This is a genomic window from Labrys sp. E2SS-1L, assembly GCF_057073705.1.
The window spans coordinates 663,515-682,849 of sequence record NZ_CP172713.1; the positions used below are offsets into that span (position 1 = coordinate 663,515).

18 protein-coding genes are annotated in these 19,335 nt (G+C 64.5%); 11 read left to right on the top strand and 7 right to left on the bottom strand.

Annotated features, from left to right (window positions below):
* Window positions 1–78: 78 nt before the first annotated feature.
* The 11 genes from pcaD to ACIGJE_RS28810 all read left to right on the top strand — a co-directional run bounded on the left by pcaD (window position 79) and on the right by ACIGJE_RS28810 (window position 9,819).
* Window positions 79–876, top strand: a complete 798-nt coding sequence (gene pcaD, locus ACIGJE_RS28760; RefSeq protein ID WP_483681103.1) for a 3-oxoadipate enol-lactonase — start codon at window positions 79–81, stop codon at window positions 874–876.
* A 7-nt stretch (window positions 877–883) separates the two neighbouring features.
* The gene (gene pcaC, locus ACIGJE_RS28765; protein ID WP_483681105.1) at window positions 884–1,300 is read left to right on the top strand and encodes a 4-carboxymuconolactone decarboxylase; all 417 of its coding nucleotides are present in this window, start codon (window positions 884–886) and stop codon (window positions 1,298–1,300) included.
* Window positions 1,290–2,042, top strand: coding sequence for a protocatechuate 3,4-dioxygenase subunit beta (pcaH, locus tag ACIGJE_RS28770; protein ID WP_483681107.1), 753 nt, complete (start codon window positions 1,290–1,292; stop codon window positions 2,040–2,042). The genes pcaC and pcaH overlap by 11 nt, the downstream gene beginning before the upstream one ends.
* Window positions 2,042–2,656 carry a protocatechuate 3,4-dioxygenase subunit alpha gene (gene pcaG, locus ACIGJE_RS28775; protein WP_311941054.1) on the top strand — a complete coding sequence of 205 codons (615 nt, stop codon included), beginning with the start codon at window positions 2,042–2,044 and terminating at the stop codon, window positions 2,654–2,656. Before pcaH ends, pcaG begins: the two co-directional genes overlap by 1 nt.
* Window positions 2,653–3,717 (top strand): 3-carboxy-cis,cis-muconate cycloisomerase, encoded by a 1,065-nt coding sequence (locus ACIGJE_RS28780; RefSeq protein WP_483681109.1) that lies wholly within the window; start codon window positions 2,653–2,655, stop codon window positions 3,715–3,717. The genes pcaG and ACIGJE_RS28780 overlap by 4 nt, the downstream gene beginning before the upstream one ends.
* A gap of 81 nt (window positions 3,718–3,798) precedes the next feature.
* Complete coding sequence (gene pobA / locus ACIGJE_RS28785) at window positions 3,799–4,971, top strand: 4-hydroxybenzoate 3-monooxygenase (protein ID WP_483681111.1); 1,173 nt, start codon at window positions 3,799–3,801, stop codon at window positions 4,969–4,971.
* A 156-nt stretch (window positions 4,972–5,127) separates the two neighbouring features.
* Window positions 5,128–6,318 carry an ABC transporter substrate-binding protein gene (locus ACIGJE_RS28790; protein WP_483681113.1) on the top strand — a complete coding sequence of 397 codons (1,191 nt, stop codon included), beginning with the start codon at window positions 5,128–5,130 and terminating at the stop codon, window positions 6,316–6,318.
* Window positions 6,319–6,470: 152 nt separating this feature from the next.
* On the top strand, window positions 6,471–7,334 hold the full coding sequence (locus tag ACIGJE_RS28795; protein WP_483681115.1) for a branched-chain amino acid ABC transporter permease: 864 nt from the start codon (window positions 6,471–6,473) through the stop codon (window positions 7,332–7,334).
* Window positions 7,335–7,358: 24 nt separating this feature from the next.
* Entirely contained in the window at window positions 7,359–8,345 is a 987-nt protein-coding gene (locus ACIGJE_RS28800; RefSeq protein WP_483681117.1) for a branched-chain amino acid ABC transporter permease, read from the top strand.
* Window positions 8,342–9,106 (top strand): ABC transporter ATP-binding protein, encoded by a 765-nt coding sequence (locus tag ACIGJE_RS28805; RefSeq protein WP_483681119.1) that lies wholly within the window; start codon window positions 8,342–8,344, stop codon window positions 9,104–9,106. Before ACIGJE_RS28800 ends, ACIGJE_RS28805 begins: the two co-directional genes overlap by 4 nt.
* Complete coding sequence (locus ACIGJE_RS28810) at window positions 9,103–9,819, top strand: ABC transporter ATP-binding protein (protein WP_415083513.1); 717 nt, start codon at window positions 9,103–9,105, stop codon at window positions 9,817–9,819. Before ACIGJE_RS28805 ends, ACIGJE_RS28810 begins: the two co-directional genes overlap by 4 nt.
* Before the next feature lie 33 nt (window positions 9,820–9,852).
* On the opposite strand, the gene ACIGJE_RS28815 is transcribed toward ACIGJE_RS28810, so the two are convergent.
* The 7 genes from ACIGJE_RS28815 to lhpI form a co-directional block, all read right to left on the bottom strand.
* Window positions 9,853–10,485: a peroxiredoxin gene (locus ACIGJE_RS28815; RefSeq protein ID WP_367624437.1), complete on the bottom strand. Its 633-nt coding sequence runs from the start codon at window positions 10,483–10,485 to the stop codon at window positions 9,853–9,855.
* 29 nt (window positions 10,486–10,514) lie between these two features.
* On the bottom strand, window positions 10,515–12,248 hold the full coding sequence (cysI, locus tag ACIGJE_RS28820; RefSeq protein ID WP_483681122.1) for an assimilatory sulfite reductase (NADPH) hemoprotein subunit: 1,734 nt from the start codon (window positions 12,246–12,248) through the stop codon (window positions 10,515–10,517).
* A gap of 7 nt (window positions 12,249–12,255) precedes the next feature.
* Window positions 12,256–14,058 (bottom strand): assimilatory sulfite reductase (NADPH) flavoprotein subunit, encoded by a 1,803-nt coding sequence (locus tag ACIGJE_RS28825; RefSeq protein ID WP_483681123.1) that lies wholly within the window; start codon window positions 14,056–14,058, stop codon window positions 12,256–12,258.
* A 218-nt stretch (window positions 14,059–14,276) separates the two neighbouring features.
* Window positions 14,277–15,008 carry a GntR family transcriptional regulator gene (locus ACIGJE_RS28830; protein ID WP_483681124.1) on the bottom strand — a complete coding sequence of 244 codons (732 nt, stop codon included), beginning with the start codon at window positions 15,006–15,008 and terminating at the stop codon, window positions 14,277–14,279.
* Between the two features lie 188 nt (window positions 15,009–15,196).
* Window positions 15,197–16,411, bottom strand: a complete 1,215-nt coding sequence (chrA, locus tag ACIGJE_RS28835; RefSeq protein WP_367624433.1) for a chromate efflux transporter — start codon at window positions 16,409–16,411, stop codon at window positions 15,197–15,199.
* Between the two features lie 192 nt (window positions 16,412–16,603).
* A complete protein-coding gene (locus ACIGJE_RS28840) occupies window positions 16,604–17,632 on the bottom strand; it encodes a trans-3-hydroxy-L-proline dehydratase (protein ID WP_311941090.1) in 1,029 nt (342 codons plus the stop codon).
* A gap of 10 nt (window positions 17,633–17,642) precedes the next feature.
* A complete protein-coding gene (gene lhpI / locus ACIGJE_RS28845) occupies window positions 17,643–19,334 on the bottom strand; it encodes a cis-3-hydroxy-L-proline dehydratase (RefSeq protein ID WP_415083525.1) in 1,692 nt (563 codons plus the stop codon).
* Window position 19,335: the final 1 nt, after the last annotated feature.

The window sequence follows — 19,335 nt, forward strand, 5'->3', positions numbered from 1 at the left end:
CAGCAGTTAAGATAACGCTAGAAAATATGATTTTACCAAACCAATAGCGTCATCCATCTTCGTGGAGAGGAGACGGCCGTGCAGTTCATTTCCATCGGCGGCATCACGCTGCATTTCGACCACAGACCGGCCGGGCGGGGCGGGCGGCACCTCGTCTTCATCAATTCGCTCGGCACGGATCTGCGCATCTGGAACGAGGTAGCCGGCGCACTTGGCGGCTCGGTCTCGACGCTCGTCTATGACAAGCGCGGCCATGGGCTATCCGACCTTGGCGCCACCCCCTATGCGATCGAGGATCATGTCGGCGATCTCCTCGGCCTCATCGATCATCTCGGCATCGAGGACGTGGTGCTGTGCGGCCTTTCGGTCGGCGGCCTGATCGCGCTTGGCCTCGCCGACCGCCGGCCGGAGATCGTCGGAGGCCTGGTGCTGTGCGACACGGCGCACAAGATCGGTACCGCCGATGGCTGGAACAGCCGCATCGCTACCGTTCAGGAGGACGGGATCGCCGCGATCGCCGATACCGTGATGAAATTGTGGTTCACGCCGCGTTTCCATGCCGAGCGCAAGGCCGAACTGGACGGTTGCCGCAACATGCTTACCCGTCAGTCCGTGGCGGGCTATGCCGCGACCTGCGCGGCGATACGCGATGCCGACTATACCAGGACCGCCGAGGCGATCGCCGTTCCCACACTTTGCATCGTCGGCGATCAGGACGGTTCGACGCCACCGGCTCTGGTGCGCTCGATGGCCAAGATCATTCCTGGCTCGCAATTCGAGGTCATCACCGGCGCCGGCCATATTCCCTGCATCGAGCAACCCGCCATGCTCGTTGCCCTCATCACCCAGTTTCTCGCACGCCTGCCATCGGAGTGATCCTGCAATGAGTGTTCCGGCGCCACGCTCGGCCAGATATCGCGAGGGCCTCGCTGTTCGCCGCGCCGTGCTCGGCGATGCCCATGTCGACCATGCGGAGGGGGTTTCCACCGAATTCGACCGCCCGTTCCAGGAACTGATCACCGAGGCTGCGTGGGGAACTGTATGGTCGCGTCCGACCTGGACGAAACGGGAGCGCTCGATCGTCACCCTCGCCTTGCTGGCGGCACTCGGCCATGACGAGGAAGTGGCGATGCATGTCAGGGCGACCGCCAATACCGGCGCGACGCGGGAGGACATCTGCGAGGTCTTCCTGCATGTGGCTGTCTATGCCGGTGTGCCGGCGGCCAACCGGGCCATCAGGATCGCCAAGCAGGTATTCGCCCAGATGGACGAGGAGGCAGGAAAATCCGATGTCCGCTGAACGCACCGACCTCCGGCCCGAGACGGGCGCCTTCTTCCAGCGCGATAGAAGCTGGCATCCGCCGGCCCTGACGCCGCCCTACAAGACATCCGTGCTGCGTTCGCCGCAAAAAGCGCTGCTGTCGCTCGACAATACACTGTCCGAGATCACCGGGCCGGTGTTCGGCCATGATCTTTTGGGACCGCTCGACGATGACCTCATCCACAATTTCGCCAGGCCGGGCGAGAGTGCCATCGGCGAGCGCATCATTGTCTACGGGCGTGTCCTCGACGAGTGCGGCAAGGGTGTGCCGGGTGCACTGCTCGAATTCTGGCAGGCCAATGCCGGCGGACGCTACCGGCACAAGAAGGAAGGCTATCTCGCCGCGCTCGACCCGAATTTCGGGGGCTGCGGCCGCACCATCACCGATCAGGACGGCGGCTATGCCTTTCGCACCATCAAGCCCGGTCCCTATCCCTGGCCGAATGGCGTCAATGACTGGCGCCCCGCCCATATCCATTTCTCGGTGTTCGGCCATGGCTTTGCCCAGCGCCTGATCACGCAGATGTATTTCGAGGGCGATCCGCTGATCTGGCTCTGCCCGATCGTGAAGACGATCCCCGACAAGGTCGGTATCGAAAGCTTGATCGCAGCCCTCGACATGCAGGCGACCATCCCCATGGACGCCCGCGCCTACAAGTTCGACATCGTGCTGCGCGGGCGCCGCTCGACGATGTTCGAGAACCGGCTGGAGGGCAATTGATGGTTCAGGCTCTCGACCGCTTCAAGGAAAGCCCCTCGCAGACTGCCGGTCCCTATGTCCATATCGGGTTGACGCCGAATTTCGCGGAGATAGCAGGCGTCTATGACCATGACCTCGGCGATGTCATGGTCAACGATGCGACCAAGGGCGAGCGCATCAGCGTGCGGGTGCGCGTGATCGACGGCCTGGGGACGCCACTCAAGGATGCGCTGGTCGAGATCTGGCAGGCCGACCATGCGGGTCTCTACAATTCGCCGTCGGAACGGCGCGGCAAGGCCGATCCCCATTTCACCGGCTGGGGCCGTAAGGCGACGAACATGACGACCGGCGAGTGCGTGTTCGAGACGGTCAAGCCCGGCCGGGTACCGTTCAAGGATGGCCGCCTGATGGCGCCGCATCTCACCGTCTGGATCGTTGCCCGCGGCATCAATCTCGGCCTGCACACCCGCCTATATTTCGCCGATGAGGCGGAGGCGAATGCCGAGGACCCGGTGCTGGCCCGCATCGAGCATCGCCATCGCGTCGCCACGCTCGTCGCGGCGCGCGAAGGGGATGCCTATGTCTTCGACATCCACCTGCAGGGCGAGCACGAAACGGTGTTCTTCGACATATGACAGTCTCGCCCCTCGATCATCCCGTTCTTGCCGCCCTCTTGGGCGATGAAGAAACGGTGCGCCAGTTCTCCTTCGAGGTGGAGATGGCGGCGATGCTGGCCTTCGAGCTTGCCCTCGCCGAGGCGGAAGCCGAGGAGGGGGTCATCGAAGCCGATGTCGCCGCGACGATCGCCGCCGCCCTGGCCTCGTTCGTCCCCGATCTCGAGGCGCTCAGACGCGGCGTTGCCCGTGACGGCGTCATCGTGCCGGAGCTGGTGCGCCAATTGCGTGAGGCGGTTGGGACGCCCGCCAGCGACAGCTTGCATTTCGGCGCCACCAGCCAGGATGTCATCGATACCGCCCTGATATTGCGGTTGGTGTCGGTTTTGCAGCGGCTGGATGACCTGTTGGTCGAGATGGTCGCGAAACTGGCTGGCCTGGAACTCGAATTCGGCAGCCGCAGGCTGATGGGCCGCACCCGCATGCAGGCGGCGATCGCAATCACTGTCACCGACCGTATACAGGCTTGGCGCGAACCGCTGGAACGGCACAGGAAACGGCTCGAAACCCTGCGGCCGGCATTGCTGGTGGTGCAGTTCGGCGGTGCCGCAGGCACGCTGGACAAACTCGGGACCAAGGCCGCCGCCGTTCGGGCCCGGCTCGCGGCTCGCCTCGGCCTCGGCGATGCCGCGCAATGGCACAGCCAGCGTGACCGGCTCGCCGATTTCGCCAATCTATTGTCGCTGATCACCGGAAGCCTCGGCAAATTCGGCCAGGATATCGCCCTGATGGCCCAGGATGGCGGCGAGATTGTCTTATCGGCGGGTGGCGGGTCCTCCGCCATGCCCCACAAGCAAAATCCGGTGGCGGCGGAGGTGCTGGTCACGCTCGCCCGCTTCAACGCCACCCAGCTTGCCGGCATGCATCAGGCCTTGCTGCACGAACAGGAACGCTCGGGTGCGGCGTGGACATTGGAATGGCTGCTTCTGCCGCAAATGGCCGTGGCGGCCGCGGCGTCGCTGCGGCTGGCGGGGGAACTCGCCGCCCAGATCGACAGTATCGGTGTGCTCGCCGACGGATAGTCGCGATCCCGAGGCAGGAATGGAACGAAAACCGACCCGGGCCTGCCGATGGCATGGAACTCGTGGCGATGAGGGCAGGAAATGCGCACACAGGTGGTCATCATCGGCTCGGGTCCTTCCGGCCTGCTGCTTGGACAATTGCTGGCCAATGAGGGCATCGCCAATATCATCCTCGAACGTGCCAGCCGCGATCATGTGCTCGGTCGCGTGCGGGCGGGCGTGCTCGAGCAGGGCACGCTGGATCTCATCGACGAAGCCAAGGCAGGCGCGCGCATGCATGCCGAAGGCCTGCCGCATGAGGGCATCTCGCTGGCCTTCGACGGCAGGTTGCACCGCATCGACCTGGCGGCCCTGACCGGCGGCAAGCGCGTGATGGTCTATGGCCAGACCGAGGTGACGCATGACCTGATGGACAAACGCGAGGCAGCCGGCTTGGCCACCATCTACGAGGCCGGGAATGTCGAGCCCCACGACTTCAGTGGCGAGGCGCCCTATGTCACCTATGAAAAGGACGGCGTCGGCCATCGCATCGATTGCGACTTCATCACCGGCTGCGACGGCTTCCACGGCGTCAGCCGCAAATCGGTGCCGTCGACCGCGATCAGGACCTATGAGCGAGCCTATCCCTTCGGCTGGCTCGGCATTCTTGCCGAGGTGCCGCCGGCCGGCCACGAACTGATCTATGCCAACCATCCCAGGGGCTTTGCGCTGTGTTCGATGCGCTCGACCCATCGCAGCCGCTATTATGTGCAGTGCCCGCTCGATGACAGGATCGAGGATTGGAGCGACGATCGCTTCTGGGATGAGCTGCGCCGGCGGCTGCCTGCCGAGGCTGCGGCCGGCATCGTCACCGGAGCCTCCTTCGAGAAGTCGATCGCGCCACTGCGCTCCTTCGTTGCCGAGCCCATGCGTTTCGGGCGCCTGTTCCTGGTCGGCGATGCCGCCCATATCGTGCCGCCCACCGGGGCGAAGGGGCTCAACCTCGCCGCCAGCGACGTGCGCTATCTCTATTGGGGATTGCGGGAATTCTATCGGGAGAAGTCATCGGCCGGCATCGATGCCTATTCGAGCCGGGCGCTTTCCCGCGTCTGGAAGGCGGTGCGTTTTTCATGGTGGATGACGACGATGCTTCATCGCTTCCCGGATACCGACGATTTCGGGCAACGGATCCAGGAGGCCGAACTCGACTACCTCGTTCATTCGCAGATGGCGTCTGCGGCGCTTGCCGAAAACTATGTCGGTCTTCCCTACTGAAATCGCTTAGCGTCAGCTCCATCACATATCCTGTAGGTTATGTTTCGAGCGCTTGTTTTCATTTTACATTACCAATCAACACGTCACATTTGACCAATATGGAAAGCCTGCGAGCGGCGTGCCCGAAAAGCGCTGGTCCGGCTTTGGGAGGAAAGAATGAAAAAATCCGTTCTCGCCGCCAGATCTGTTTTCGCTACTTTGGCGATAGCCATGCTGTCCGGTAGTGCCCTGGCCGAAACCATCAAGGTTGGCGTCATCGGTCCGTTCTCGGGGCCCTTCGCCATTCAGGGCAAGAATTTCAAAGCGGGCATCGACGCCTATCAGGCCCTGCACGGCAGCAAGGCCGGCAATGACGACATCCAGATCATCTATCGCGACGTGCCCCAGGCCGATCCTGCGCAGTCCAAGGCGCTGGCCCAGGAACTCGTGGTGAAGGAAGGCGTCCAATATCTCGCCGGCTTCTATTTCACGCCGGACGCGATGGCCGTCACCCCGCTGCTGAAGCAGGCCAATGTGCCGCTCGTGGTGATGAATGCGGCGACATCAGCCATCGTGACCAAGAGCCCCCTGGTGGTGCGCACCTCCTTCACCACCTGGCAGACCTCGGCGCCCATGGCCAAGGTTGCCAAGGAGCGCGGCGCCAGGAAGGCGATCACGGTGGTCAGCGATTACGGCCCCGGCGTCGATGCCGAGAACGCCTTCAAGACCAGCTTCACCGGCGTTGGCGGCGAGGTCGTCGGCACCATCCGCATGCCCCTGTCGACCAACGATTTCAGTCCGATCATGCAAAGGGTCAAGGATTCCGGCGCCGATACCCTATTCGCCTTCCTGCCGTCGGGGCCGACCACGCTCGGCTTCGTCAAGGCTTATAACGAGAATGGGCTGGCCAAGTCGGGTGTGAAGCTGCTCGCGCCCGGAGACCTTACCCAGGAGTCGGACCTGCCGGCGCTCGGCCAGGCGGCGGAGGGCCTGCTGACCACCTTCCATTATGCCGTCTCGCATGACTCGGCCGAGAACAAGAAATTCGTCGAGGCGGCTCGCAAGGCCATCGGCAACCCGAGCGAATTGTCGTTTCCGGCGGTCGGAGCCTATGACGGCATGCATGTCATCTACAAGATGATCGAGGCGACGGCTGGCAAGCAGGACGCCCAGAAGGCCGTGGATGCCGTCAAGGGCCTGGCCTGGGAAAGCCCGCGAGGACCCGTCTCGATCGACCCTGAAAGCCGTCACATCACCCAGAACATCTATCTGCGCGAGGTCGCCAAGGCCGAGGACGGCAGCTATTACAACAAGGAAATCGCTACTTTCGAGAAGCAGGGCGACCCCGGGCTGGCGGCTTCGAAATAGCAGCCGCTCATCGAGAGCCTCGGGCGGGCGCAAGCGGCATTCGGATGAAAGTATCTTCCGATGGATCTCAATTCATAAAATGCTTCATGAAAAGGAAATAGAGCAAACAACGATTTGAGAAAATCGTCATTCCTCCAATGCTGGATGAGGCCATGCAAACCATTCTCAGCGTGGGTATCGATGCCCTTGCCTATGGCATGGTGCTGTTCGTTATTTCCATCGGGCTGTCCGTGACCATGGGGCTGATGCGGGTGATCAACCTTGCCCACGGCGCGTTCGCCATGATTGGCGGTTATATCGCGTCCTACGCCGCACAATCACTCGGCCTGGGATATGTCGTGGCCATCATGCTGGCCATCGCGGGCACGGTGGTGATCGCCCTTCCGTTGGAGCGTCTGCTCTACCGCCGGCTCTATGGGGCGCCCGAACTCACCCAGGTGCTGATGACCATCGGCATCACCTTCTGTGTCATCGGCATCGCCAATTACGTCTTCGGCCCCACGCTCAAGACCATTCCCTTGCCGGAAATGCTGAGTGGCCCGGCGGATCTCGGCTTTCGCTCGATCGCCGCGCATAAATTGTTCGCCATCGCCTGTGGCCTGGGCGTTGCCCTGGCCCTTTGGTATCTGATCGAGAAGACCGGTTTCGGCATTAAACTGCGTGCCGCGGTGGACAATGCCGCCATGGCTGCTTCGCTCGGCGTGCGCACCGGAACCGTCTACGCCGTCAGCTTCGCGATCGCCGTCGGCCTTGCAGCTTTTGGCGGCATTGTCGGAGCCGAACTCCTGCCGATCGAGCCCTATTATGCCCTGCGCTATATGGTGACCTTCTTGGTGGTGGTCTGCGTCGGCGGAGCGGGCTCGATCCCCGGCGCCTTGCTAGCCTGTCTGGTGCTCGGTCTGGTCGACACCGCCGGCCGCTATCTCCTGCCTGAATATGGGGAATTCTTCTTCTATCTCGCCGTGATCGCCATCGTCTGCGTTTTCCCGCGTGGCCTGATGGGCAGGAGCGCCTAGATGGAGATGGCGGAGAACAAACCTATGGCCGGCCGGGGAGAAACATCGCAAACTAGTTGGCTGAGGCGCGACCTGGCCGGTCTTGCGGCCATCCTAGCCTCCGCCGCCATCGGCTATGTGCTCTTTCCGGATAATCTGGCGCTGCTGACCCGCATCCTCTCAGTTGCGCTGCTCGTGCTTTCGCTCGACCTCGTCACCGGCTTTTGCGGCGTCGCCACGCTGGGGCATGCGGCCTTGTATGGTGCCGGCGCCTATGCCGCCGGCATGGCCGCCGTGCAGTGGAACGTCACCGATCCCCTGGCGATGCTCGCCATCTCGGCCGTCGGCGGTGCGCTCGCCGGCCTGGTCTCTGGTGCGGTGATCCTGCGCGGGCACGGGCTCGCGCAATTGGTGCTGTCGATCGCTGTGGTCCATCTCTTCCATGAAGTCGCCAACAAGGCTTCGGCCTATACAGGCGGCAGTGACGGGTTGTCGGGCATCGCCCCCGATCCGGTCTTCGGTCTGTTCGAATTCGACCTTTGGGGGCGTACCGCCTATGGACTGGGGGTGGCGCTTCTCCTCGTCGTCTTCATCCTGCTCAGGCTGGTCGTGCGCTCGCCCTTTGGCATGCTCTGCCGCGGCATCCGGCAGGACCCCGTCCGTATCCGCGCCATGGGCGCTTCGGTTCAGGGCACGCTTTTGAAGATGTATGTCATCTCCGGCGCCGTGGCCGGCCTGGGCGGCGGGCTCAACGCCCTTTCCACCCAGGTTGTCGGCCTCGACAGCCTGAGCTTTACCCTTTCGGCCGAGGCCCTGGTCATGCTCGTGCTCGGCGGCACCGGCTCGCTCTACGGGGCGCTCGTCGGCACGATTGCCTTCATGGGCTTCGAGGATTTCGTTTCGGCGGCCAATCCGTTCCATTGGCTTACCATCATTGGTGCCCTGCTGATCGCGGTCGTGCTGTTCGCGCCGCGTGGCCTCTATGGTTCGGCTGCCGCACTGCTTGCCCGTTTCAAGGGGAGGGGCGGATGAGCGCGGTGTTTCAGACCCTCGATCTGGAGAAATCCTTCGGCGGCCTTGCCGTGACGCAGGGCCTGTCGATCACCCTGAACGCCGGCGACCGTGTCGCCCTGATCGGCCCGAACGGTGCCGGTAAGACCACCTTCGTCAATCTGGTCACCGGCCATCTCGTGCCCAATTCCGGCAAGGTGATGCTCGCCGGCAGGGACGTCACCGGGCTCGGACCGACGGCGCGCGTCCGCCGGGGTCTGGTACGCTCCTTTCAGGTCACCCGGCTCTTTCCCGACATGACGCCGCAGGAACATTTGGCTCTTGCCGTCATGCAGCGCACGGGCCGTGCCAGCCGTCTCTTCGGCCACTATCGTGCAAAACCCGACGTGATGGCCGAGGTTGACGAATTGCTGGCTACGCTCGGCCTGGCAGCCATCGCCACGCGCCCGGTCGCGGAAATCGCCTATGGCCAGCAGCGCCTGCTCGAGATCGCGCTGGCGCTGGCGCTCAAGCCCAAGGTTCTCCTGCTCGACGAGCCGGCTGCCGGCGTGCCGCAAAGCGATACGCCCCGCATCGAGGAAGCGCTGGCCGGCCTGCCCGCCGACCTCGCCGTGCTGATGATCGAGCATGACATGGATCTGGTTTTCCGGTTCGCCCGGCGTGTCATCGTGCTGGCCGCCGGCGCCATCATCTTCGATGGTTCTCCTGTGGAGGTGACGAAGGATGCGCGTGTCCGCCAGGCCTATCTTGGAAACTATGCCCATGAGAAGCAGTCAGCATGACCGCAACGCCGCTTGAAATCAGCGATCTCAGCGCCGGCTATGGCCCGACCCGGGTGCTGGAGAACATTTCCTTCGCCGTTCCCGCCGGTGGGCGCCTGGCCGTGCTCGGGCGCAACGGCATGGGCAAGACGACATTGCTCGCCACCATCGCCGGACAGACCCGGCGCTATGGCGGCACGCTGTGCCTTGGCGGCAGGGATATCAGCCCGCTCGACAGCGCCTCGCGCGCCCGCAGCGGTCTGGGCTATGTCCCGCAGGCCCGCTGCATCTTCGCTTCGCTGACGGTGGAGGAGAATCTTTTCGTCGGCCTCAAGAACCGCGGCCGCCCGGCGATCGAGGAAGCCTATGCGATGTTTCCGCGCCTCAAGGAGCGCCGCAGGAATCTCGGCTCGCAACTTTCGGGAGGCGAGCAACAAATGCTCACCACGGCCCGTACCATTCTGGGCCGGCCAACGGTGCTGCTGCTCGACGAGCCGCTGGAAGGGCTGGCCCCCGTCATCTGCGAGGAACTGATGGCCGTGTTCTCGCGCCTCGCCGCCCGGGGCGAGATGACCATCCTGCTGGTCGAGCAGCGCATCCAGACTGCGATCGACTTCGCCGATCATGTCGTCATTCTGGAGAGGGGCCGCATCGCCTGGTCCGGCGCTTCGGCCACGCTTTCCGAGCAACCGGAGGTGATCGAGCGGCTGCTCGGGGTCGGCGGGCTGCATTGAGCATGACCCGCCGCCCGGGTAATTCCGGGGTCGTCAGGCGTCCAGTTGCACCACGCGCAGATAGGGCGTCAGCGTAGTCCAGCCCTGCGGGAAGCGCTCGCGGGCCGCTTCGTCGCTGAGGCTCGGCGAAATGATCACCGGCTGGCCGGGCTCCCAATTGACCGGGGTGGAGACCTTCTGGGCATCGGTCAGCTGCAGGCTGTCGATGGCGCGCAGGATCTCGGCGAAATTGCGCCCGGCGCTCGGCGGATAGGTCAGCACCAGCCTAACCTTCTTGGCCGGGTCGATCACGAACACGGCCCGCACGGTGACATTGGCATCGGCCTCGGGATGGATCATGCCGTAGAGATGCGCCACGGCGCCGTCCGCGTCGGCGAGCAGCGGGAAATTGAGGGCATGGCCCTGGGTCGACGCGATATCCTCGCCCCAGGCGGCATGAGCGTCGAGCGGATCCACCGACAGGCCGAGCACCTTGACGTTGCGCTGGTCCCATTCGGGTTTCAGGCGGGCGACCTCGCCGAGTTCGGTGGTGCAGACCGGCGTGAAGTTGCGGGGGTGGCTGAACAGGACACCCCAGGACTCGCCCAGCCAATCATGGAAGCTGATGCGTCCTTCCGTGCTGTTCTGGATGAAGTTGGGGGCGATCTGGCCGAGCTGGATCGACATCGGGGCTTTCCTTGCTGGATTATGATGATTCAGGCGTTGAAATCGCGACCGGCCTTCACTTCCGCCACATAGCCGGCGCGGATGACGAAATCGCCGAAGCGCTCGCCTTCCTGCCGCTCTTTGGCGAAATGGCCGAGCGTCTTGTCGAGGGCCGCGAGTAGGGCGGTCTCGCCGACATTTTCGAGATACATCTTGTTCAGCCGCTGCCCGTGGAAGCCGCCGCCGAGATAGAGGTTGTATTTGCCTGGGGCCCGGCCCGTGAGACCGATCTCGGCGATATAGGGACGTGAGCAACCATTGGGGCAGCCGCTCATGCGGATGGTGATCGGCTCGTCCGTCAGGCCGTGGCTGCGCAGGATTTCCTCGAGCTTGTCGAGCAGATGGGGCAGATAACGCTCGCTTTCGGCCATGGCGAGACCGCAGGTCGGCAGGGCCACGCAAGCCATCGAGTTGAGCCGCAGCCCGCTCTCGCCTTTGCTGGCGCCCAGGCCATATTCGGTGAGCAGCGCCTCGATGCCGGCCCTGGCCTGTGGCGCGATCTCGGCGATGATGAGGTTCTGGTTGGGCGTGAGGCGGAAGCTGCCGGTATGGATCCGCGCCACCGCGCGCAGGAAGTCCATCAGGGCCCGGCCGGGGTGGTTGGCGATACGGCCGTTCTCGATGAACAAGGTGAGGTGATGGCGGCCATCCTCGCCCACCTGCCAGCCCAGGGCATCGCCATTGGCGGTGAAGTCGAAGGAGCGCGCCGGCTGGAGGTCGAAGCCGAGGCGCCGCTCGATCTCGGCTTTGGTCCAGTCGAGGCCGCGGTCGTCGATCGTATATTTGAAGCGGGCATGCGCGCGGTCCTTGCGGTCGCCATAGTCGCGCTGGAGGCCCATCACGGCATCGCAGACCGCCAGCACCTTGTCCGCCTCGACGAAGCCGATCACGTTGGCAAGGCGCGGATAGGTTGCCGGCGCCTGGTCGGTGCGGCCCATGCCGCCACCGATGGCGACGTTGAAACCGGCCAGCTTTCCACGCTCGGCGATGGCGATGAAACCGAGATCCTGCGCATAGACGTCGATGTCGTTGATCGGCGGAATGGCAAAGCCGATCTTGAATTTCCGAGGCAGATAGGTCCGGCCGTAGAAGGGCTCCTCCGGCTCGGACGAAGCAACGCGCTCCTCGCCATACCAGATCTCGTGATAAGCGGGCATACGGGGAATGGCGTGGTCGCTGGCCTGCCGGGCGTAGCGGTAGACCTCGGCATGCAGCGCCGACAGATGCGGGTTCACCGAGGCCATCACGCCGCGTGAATCGTCGCCGCAGGCCGCGATCGTATCGAGCAGGACTTCGTGCAGGCCCTGGAGCGTGGCCTTGAGATCGTGCTTGAGCAGCCAGTGGAATTGGAAGGTCTGGCGCGTGGTGAGCCGCAGCGTCTCCTGGCCATAAGCCCGGGCCAGCTCATCGAGCTTGAGCCATTGCGCGGGCGTGCACACGCCACCGGGCAGGCGCACCCTTGCCATGAACTGATAGGCCGGCTCCAGCTTCTGACGCCGGCGCTCGTCGCGCAGGTCGCGGTCGTCCTGCTGGTAGATGCCGTGGAACTTCATCAGCTTGGTATCGGTGGGCGTGACCGAGCCGGTCAGCCGGTCGAGCAGACTGGTCTTGATCGTGCCGCGCAACTGGTCGCTGTCGGCTTTCAGGGCTTCGTCGGGACCGAGGTGCTCAAGCGATTGCGACAGGTCGCGGCTGCGGTCAGTGGGGGCGATGAGATCGGTCATGGCAGCCTCAATAGACGTCGCGCTGGTAACGATGCTCGCGCTGCAGGCGCTGCAGATAATCGTCGGCGGCATCCGCGCCGAGGCCGCCTTGCGTGGCGATGATCGAGCGCAGGGCCTGGTGCACGTCGGGGGCCATGCGGCTGGCGTCGCCACAGACATAGAAGGAGGCGCCTTCCTCCAGCCAGGCGAAGATGTCGCGCGCCTGTTCCTTTAGCCGGTGCTGGACATAGATCCTCTCATGTCCGTCACGGGAGAAGGCCACGTCCATGCGGGTCAGCACCTCGGCGGACAGCATGGCCAGCCATTCGCTCTGGTAAAGGAAGTCTGTGCGGAAATTGCGCTCGCCGAACACCAGCCAGCTGCGCCCGCTGCTCGCGCGTGCCTCGCGCTCCTGCATGAAGGCCCGGTAGGGCGCCACCCCCGTGCCGGCACCGACCATGATGATGGGCACGTCGTCGGCAGGCAGGCGAAAATGCGGATTGGCATGGATATAGACCGGCAGTTGTTGGTCCGGCTGGCCGCGATCGGCGAGATGCCCCGAGGCCACGCCGGAACGCGGCTCGCCTGCCAGCTCGTAGCGGACGGTGGAGACCGTCAGATGGGCCTCGTCAGGCACGGCGGACAGGCTCGAGGCAATGGAATAGAGCCGTGGCTGCAGCGGCCTCAAACCGGCGATCAGCATCTGCGGGTCGAGGCCTTTGGCTGGAAAACGCCTGACAACGTCAAGGATGTGGTGCCCGCGCATGAAGGCAGACCGGTCTTCGACCGAGGCAGGATCGCCGAGGCGCCTCAGGGCTTCGGCACCGGTGATTCCTGCCCAATGCTCGATGAAACGCGGCGTCAGCGCGGTGATCTCGACATGGCGGGCGAGCGCCTCCTGGATCGCAAAGGGCGTATCCTTCACCGTGACCGTCGCTGCGCCGTCGAAACCGAGCTCGCCGATCATGGCCTCGACCACAGCCGGATCGTTGCTCGGCATCAGCCCCAGGCAGTCGCCGGGCTCATAGGCCAGTCCCGAGCCTTCCAGGGAGATCTCGACATGGTGGGCCTGCTTGGAGGAACCACGCCCGCTCAGAACGAGATTGTCGAGGATGCGTGCGGCGAAGGGATTCCGCTTGTCGAAGCCAGTGCTGGTGCGCGGTTCCGCCACTGCCGGGGAGCCGGCTATCGTCGAGGCCGGCTTGGCCATGTGGCTGAGCACGTTGGTCATCCAGGCCGCGGCCGGCTCGTCATAGTCGACGTCGCAGTCGACGCGCGGCTGCAGTCTGATGGCGCCGAGCTCCTCGAAGCGCCGGTCGAGGCGCTTGCCCGCCTCGCAATAGCGTTCATAGGTGGAATCCCCCAGAGCCAGCACGGCAAAGCGCAGACCCGGCAGCCTGGGCGCCTTGCGGCTTTCGACGAATTCGAAGAAATTCGCTGCCGGCTGGGGCGGGTCTCCTTCGCCATAGGTGCTGGCAATCAGAAGGAGATCCTGTTCCTCCTTCAAGCCGCGCAGTTTGTAGTCGGCCATGTCGAACAACTGGGGCGAGAACCCCTCGGCCCTGGCCCGCTCGGCAAGACTTGCCGCGAGGGCGCTGCTGTTGCCGGTCTCGCTGCCATAGAGGATGGTGATCCGGCGGCTGGAAACGGCATCCTGTTGCGTCGGCGCGAGAGGGGTATGCGTTCCCCAGTCGCCGGCCTTGAACTCGATGCCGGCGAAGAAGCCGCTCAGCCATTGCAACTGCCGGTTGTCGAGCGTGGTGGCCAGCGTCCTGATCTGGTGCCATTGGCTCTCGGACAATCCGGGGCCCCGAAATTCGGTCATGCTCATGGCGGGTCGATCCCAAAGACAGGGCCTGCCACGGAGACGGCAGCACCAATCAACAAAAATAGAGTGTTATTTTTTCGATCACCTAAACAATCCTGGCATTTGATTTGAATGCATACAAACGCATTTTCTTGGCAAATAAATCCAAATTTTATGCAATTAAATTTGGGTCGCGGCGGGAGCTTGCTGGTTCGCCAAGCCGCCTGATCAGCGCGTCGCGCCTATCGGATCATGTCGAAATCGATATCGCCGTAATCGGCAAACAGATCCGGGCTTTGCTTTCGCAGCAGCCGGAGGTTTTCGAACATGCTGTCGAGCTGGAATTGGAGGGCCGTGACAGCGGCCTGCTCGCTTCTGGTTTTCAAGCCCTGATAGATCGCGCCATGTTCGGCGATCACCACGTCGAAGCTGTTCTCGAAGGCAAAGGCCAGCCGCCTGACGCGGTCGAGTTGCCCCGTTGCCGCATGCAGAATGCGCCAGCTGTTGCTGATGCCGGAGATTTCGCAGATCAACTGATGGAAGGCATGGTCGAGAGCGAAGAATTCATCGGTGTCGTGCCGCTTGGCGGCCTCGTCCTGCAGGGACAGGGAAAGCTCGAAATCCGTGGCCCGGGCCGGGGCGAAGTGCCGGGCCGCAAGGCGGGTTATCCGGACCTCCAGCGTTTCGCGGACGATCTGGCCGGTGAGCACCTCGCCGATGTCGATCGCGGCGACGCGAGCATGACCCTCAGGCTCGATGACGACGAAGCGTTCGTTTGCCAGTTGCAGGATAGCATCCCGCAAGGACGCAAGGGATACCGACAGTCCGGCGCAGATCTCCTCTTCCCGAACGGCCTCCCCCGGTGCCATCGCCATCGCGATGATGGCGCTCCGCAGAGCTTCATGGATCTGGGTCGTCTCGGACTGGCCTGTATCCAACTTGACGGCTTTGAAGAAGTCGAGGGTCGATGTCATCGCCTACCCCCTGCGCCGGATTGTTGCGGCGGACTATTCCGCTCTTGTTTCAATAAAACACCGCGCCGAAGCGATTGACAACTGTATATTACAAAAGATGGACCCAATTTTATCGGAAAAATTACGAAAATATACTATAAAACGATTAATCCTATGACGTGTACACGCGGTGTGGCCGACTTTGGCGCTCAATTCAAACGAAGGACAATCCCACCTGCGGCCAGCACGCCGACGACGACCCAGGGTGGCGTTTTCCAGACCGTGAGCAGCAGGAAGCCGGCCAGCGCCAGCGCAAAGTCTCGCGGCGAAAGGACCGCGCTGGTCCAGACGGGGGAATAGAGGGCCGCAGCGAGGATGCCGACCACGGCAGCATTGGCCCCGCGCATGGCCGCCTGTGCTGCAGGACGCAAGCGCAGTGCATCCCAGAAGGGCAGCATGCCGTAGACCAGCAGCAGGCCCGGCGCGAAGACGGCGACGAGGGCGATCAGCGCGCCGGCAATGCCGCTCGGCGCTGGTGTCATGACGGCGCCGAGATAGGCGGCAAAGGTGAAGAGGGGCCCCGGCATGGCCTGGGCCAGGCCATAGCCGGCAAGGAAGGCCTCGTTGCCGACCCAGCCGGGCGCCACCACTTCGGCCTGCAACAGAGGCAGGACGACATGGCCGCCGCCGAAGACCAGCGCCCCGGAGCGGTAGAAGGCATCGAACAGGGTGATCGCGCCTTTGAAGGCCGAGTCTCCGCCCGTCGCGCCTGCGAGCAAGACAGGAATGAAGAACAAGGCGGCGAACAGGGCCAGGGCGACAATGCCCTTGCGTGGCGATACCACAAAGCCGAGGCGGCCGACGGGAGCGCTCTGTCCGCTGCGACAGAGCCAGAGCCCGGCAAGCGCACCGATCACGATGGCGCCGATCTGATTGAACCAGCCTGCCGTCAGGGCGGTGATGGCGACGGCCACCAAGGCAATGCCGACACGTTCCCTGTCCGGCGTCAGGGTTTTGGCCATGCCCCAGATCGCCTGGGCGACGACGGCGACGGCCACCAGCTTCAGGCCGTGAAGCGCGCCTGCCGCCAGGGGACCGGCAAGGGCCGACGCGCCGAGGGCAAAGGCAGTCAGGATGACGGCCGAGGGCAAGGTGAAGGCAAGCCAGGCCGCGAGCCCACCCAGCAATCCGCCACCACGCAGGACGCCCAGGCAGAAGCCGACCTGGCTGGAGGCGGGCCCCGGTAGGAACTGGCAGAGCGCAACGAGATCGGCATAGGCGGCTTCACTGATCCAGCGGCGACGTACCACCACTTCATCGCGGAAATAGCCGAGATGGGCAATCGGTCCGCCGAAGGAGGTCAGCCCGAGCTTGAGGAAGACGCCGAAGACCTCCCGGGGTGAGCCGTCGGCAGGTCCGTGCATGGCCGGTAGGCCTTGCTCCTGTCCGGTCTCGGAGGATTGCGCAGACGCATCAGGCCGCTCGGGAGGATCCGGTAGTCCGTCGGCCGCCATTGCCACAGTGCCCGTCTTTTCGAAAACCGTTGTCGTTTATCGATATAGAGGCGGCAGGTTTCGGGTCAATGACGGTGCCGATGGTTTGCGGCAGCGCGCCTGTCAGCGCGCGCCCCAGGTGTCGCTCAGCTTGTAGCCGCCGGGCCAGGGGTCGGAGGGGTCGAGCATGTGCTGGTGGGTGCCGGTGATCCAGGCGCGGCCCGAGATCTCGGGCAGCACCGCCGGCCGGCCGCCGACTTCGGTGGTGCCGACGATGCGACCCGTGAAGGTCGAGCCGATCACCGAAACCGCGGTCAGGCTGTCTTCCTGCGTCATCTGTCCGCGGGCATGCAGCACGGCCATGCGGGCCGACAGCGCCGTGCCCGTCGGCGAACGGTCGACCTTGCCCGGCTGGATCGCCACCGCGGCTCCGGCGCGCAGGCCCTCGGCCGTGCGCTCGACGGCGCCAGCGAACAGGCAGAAGGAAAAATGCTTCCAGTCGGGGTTCTCGGGATGGTGGAAGCCGAGCGCCGCATTGGCGGCGTTGGTGATGCGCACGCCGAGCGTGGCGATGTCATGCGCTTCGTCGGGCTTCAGGCTGAAACCCAGGGCGGCTGCATCGACGATGACGAAACTGTCGCCGCCATAGGCGGTGTCGACGGTGAGCGTACCTAACCCTTCAACTTCGAGCTTTGCATCAAGCTTGTCGGCGAAGCTAGGAAGATTGCGTACGAAAATACGTTCTGCCTTGCCGTTCCGGCACTCCGCGCGGACGCGGACGAGTCCGCCGGGAGCCTCCAGCGTGATCTCCGTCACCGGCTCGTGCATCGGCAGGATACCGCTGTCGAGCAGCACGGTGGAGACGCAGATCGAGTTCGAGCCGGACATGGGCGGGGTATCTTCCGGCTCCATGATGATGAAGGCGGCATCGGCCTCGGGATGCTTGGGCGGCACCAGCAGGTTGACATGGCGGAACACGCCGCCGCGCGGCTCGTTCAGCACGAAGTTGCGCAGGGCCTGGTCGCGGGCGATCCAGCGGCTCTGCTCCCAGATGCTGTCGCCCGGCGGCGGGGTGACGCCGCCGACGATGACGTCGCCGACCTCGCCTTCGGCATGGGCGGAGATCACGTGGATGGTTTTCGTGCTGCGCATGGAAAAGTCCTCAGGAAAGCCAGGTGGGGAGACGATGCGGGGCATGACCGGTCAACGCCGCGGTCACGCAATCGGCGAGGCTGCCGAGGCGCACGGCGCGGCCGGAGAGACCCGGGCCGTAATGGGCGTATTTGCCGGAATTCGTCATCACGGCCCGGGTCCGCGTCGGAAAGACCGGTTCTGAAATCGAGCACCAGCACAGGTCGGGCAGGACCTGCACGCCGCTCTCCTGCAGGCGTGCGAGGGTGCCGTCGCCTTCCGCTTCGCGGATGACCTGCTGTCCGGCGGTGACGATGACGGCGACATCGGCAAGACGCCTGCGGCCCGCCAGCGCCTCGGCAAGGCCGCGGCATTCGTCGAGCGAGGCATGCGGGCTGCCGATGGCGACGAGCTCCACCTGTTCCGGCCCTTCGTTGAGGCGCTGCCAGGCCGCGGCCATGTCGGCGCGCGTGATGACGACAGTGTCGGCGTCATCGGCTGCGGCACCGTCGGCCTCCGGCGTGACCCCTTCGACATGCAGCATCGGTGCGGCCGAGGTGGTGCCGAAAGCGGCACAGAGCGCCTTGAGGTCGTCCCGCGAGGGCCCGGCCTTGGCGAGGCCGCGCAGGAGCGGGATGCGTTCGGGCGCGGCACGGCCGGCGAGATAGCCGATCAGCGGCCAGAAGGCATCGTCCACCTGGTCGGGGAGTTCGACGTCAATGAGACGGCGGGCCTCGCGGTGCCGGTCGAGATAGACGCCCGACAGCGGCGCCCGCCCCGTCACGGCGATGCAGAGGTCGAGGAAATCGGGATGCTTGGCGGTCCGTGCGCCGAGCACGGTATTGGCGAAGATCACCGCATTGGACTCGGCCCAGGCGATAGCTTCGCCCGCATGGGGAGCGCTGTCGAGCAGATAGGGCGAGCAGGTGAAGGTCGGCCGGCAGCCCATGCGGACATAGGCATCGGCAAGGCGCGCGGCCGGCGCGCCGAAGGCGGGCGGCACGCCCTGTTCCCGCCAGTTGGCATGGTCGACCGAAATGGCGTTCATCGTGGTAGGCACGCGGACACGAGCGCCCATCTCGGCCATCTTCTCGGCAAAGGTCAGGTTGGCGGCGCTGGCATAGATACAGCCGTCGATATGGCCCTGGGTAACGTCCACAAGCCCCTGGGCGCCCTGCTGGGCGGCCATGGCGCAGATGATGCGCATGGCCTGCTGCGCAGCCGGTCCATCCCGTCCATCGAGCATGGCGTGATCGGCCTCGGTGAGGTCGAGCGTCGTGGTGGCAGGAGGTGCGAGAGGCAAGGACAGGCCGTCGATCTCGATGGCTGTCTCGCTGATCCGCGCGGACTTTGCCCGCGCCAGGGCCGCGAAAGCCTCGGGCGCCAGGCGCAGCACGGGCAGAGCCCTGCCGAAGAGCTCGGCGGCGATCAGCGCTCCCAGGGTCAGCACGTCCTCGGGCTCGCCGAAAACCAGTGCCGCAGGTGCCCGCCCATTGAGGACGAGGTCGAGCAGCACGCCCGAACCCGTGCAGGAACCCCGGCTGGACGGCATCATCAGGATGCCGCCGGTGAGGCAGGTCCCGTGCAGCGGATGGTGCACGTCGATCACCCGCCCGGTGGCGGGATCGACACCGCCCCAGAAGCTGAGCGCTTCCTGGCTGGCAATGACGGGCCCGTGGGCGGAGCCTGCGAGGATGCTGCGCGCGGAAGGGGAACTGCTCATT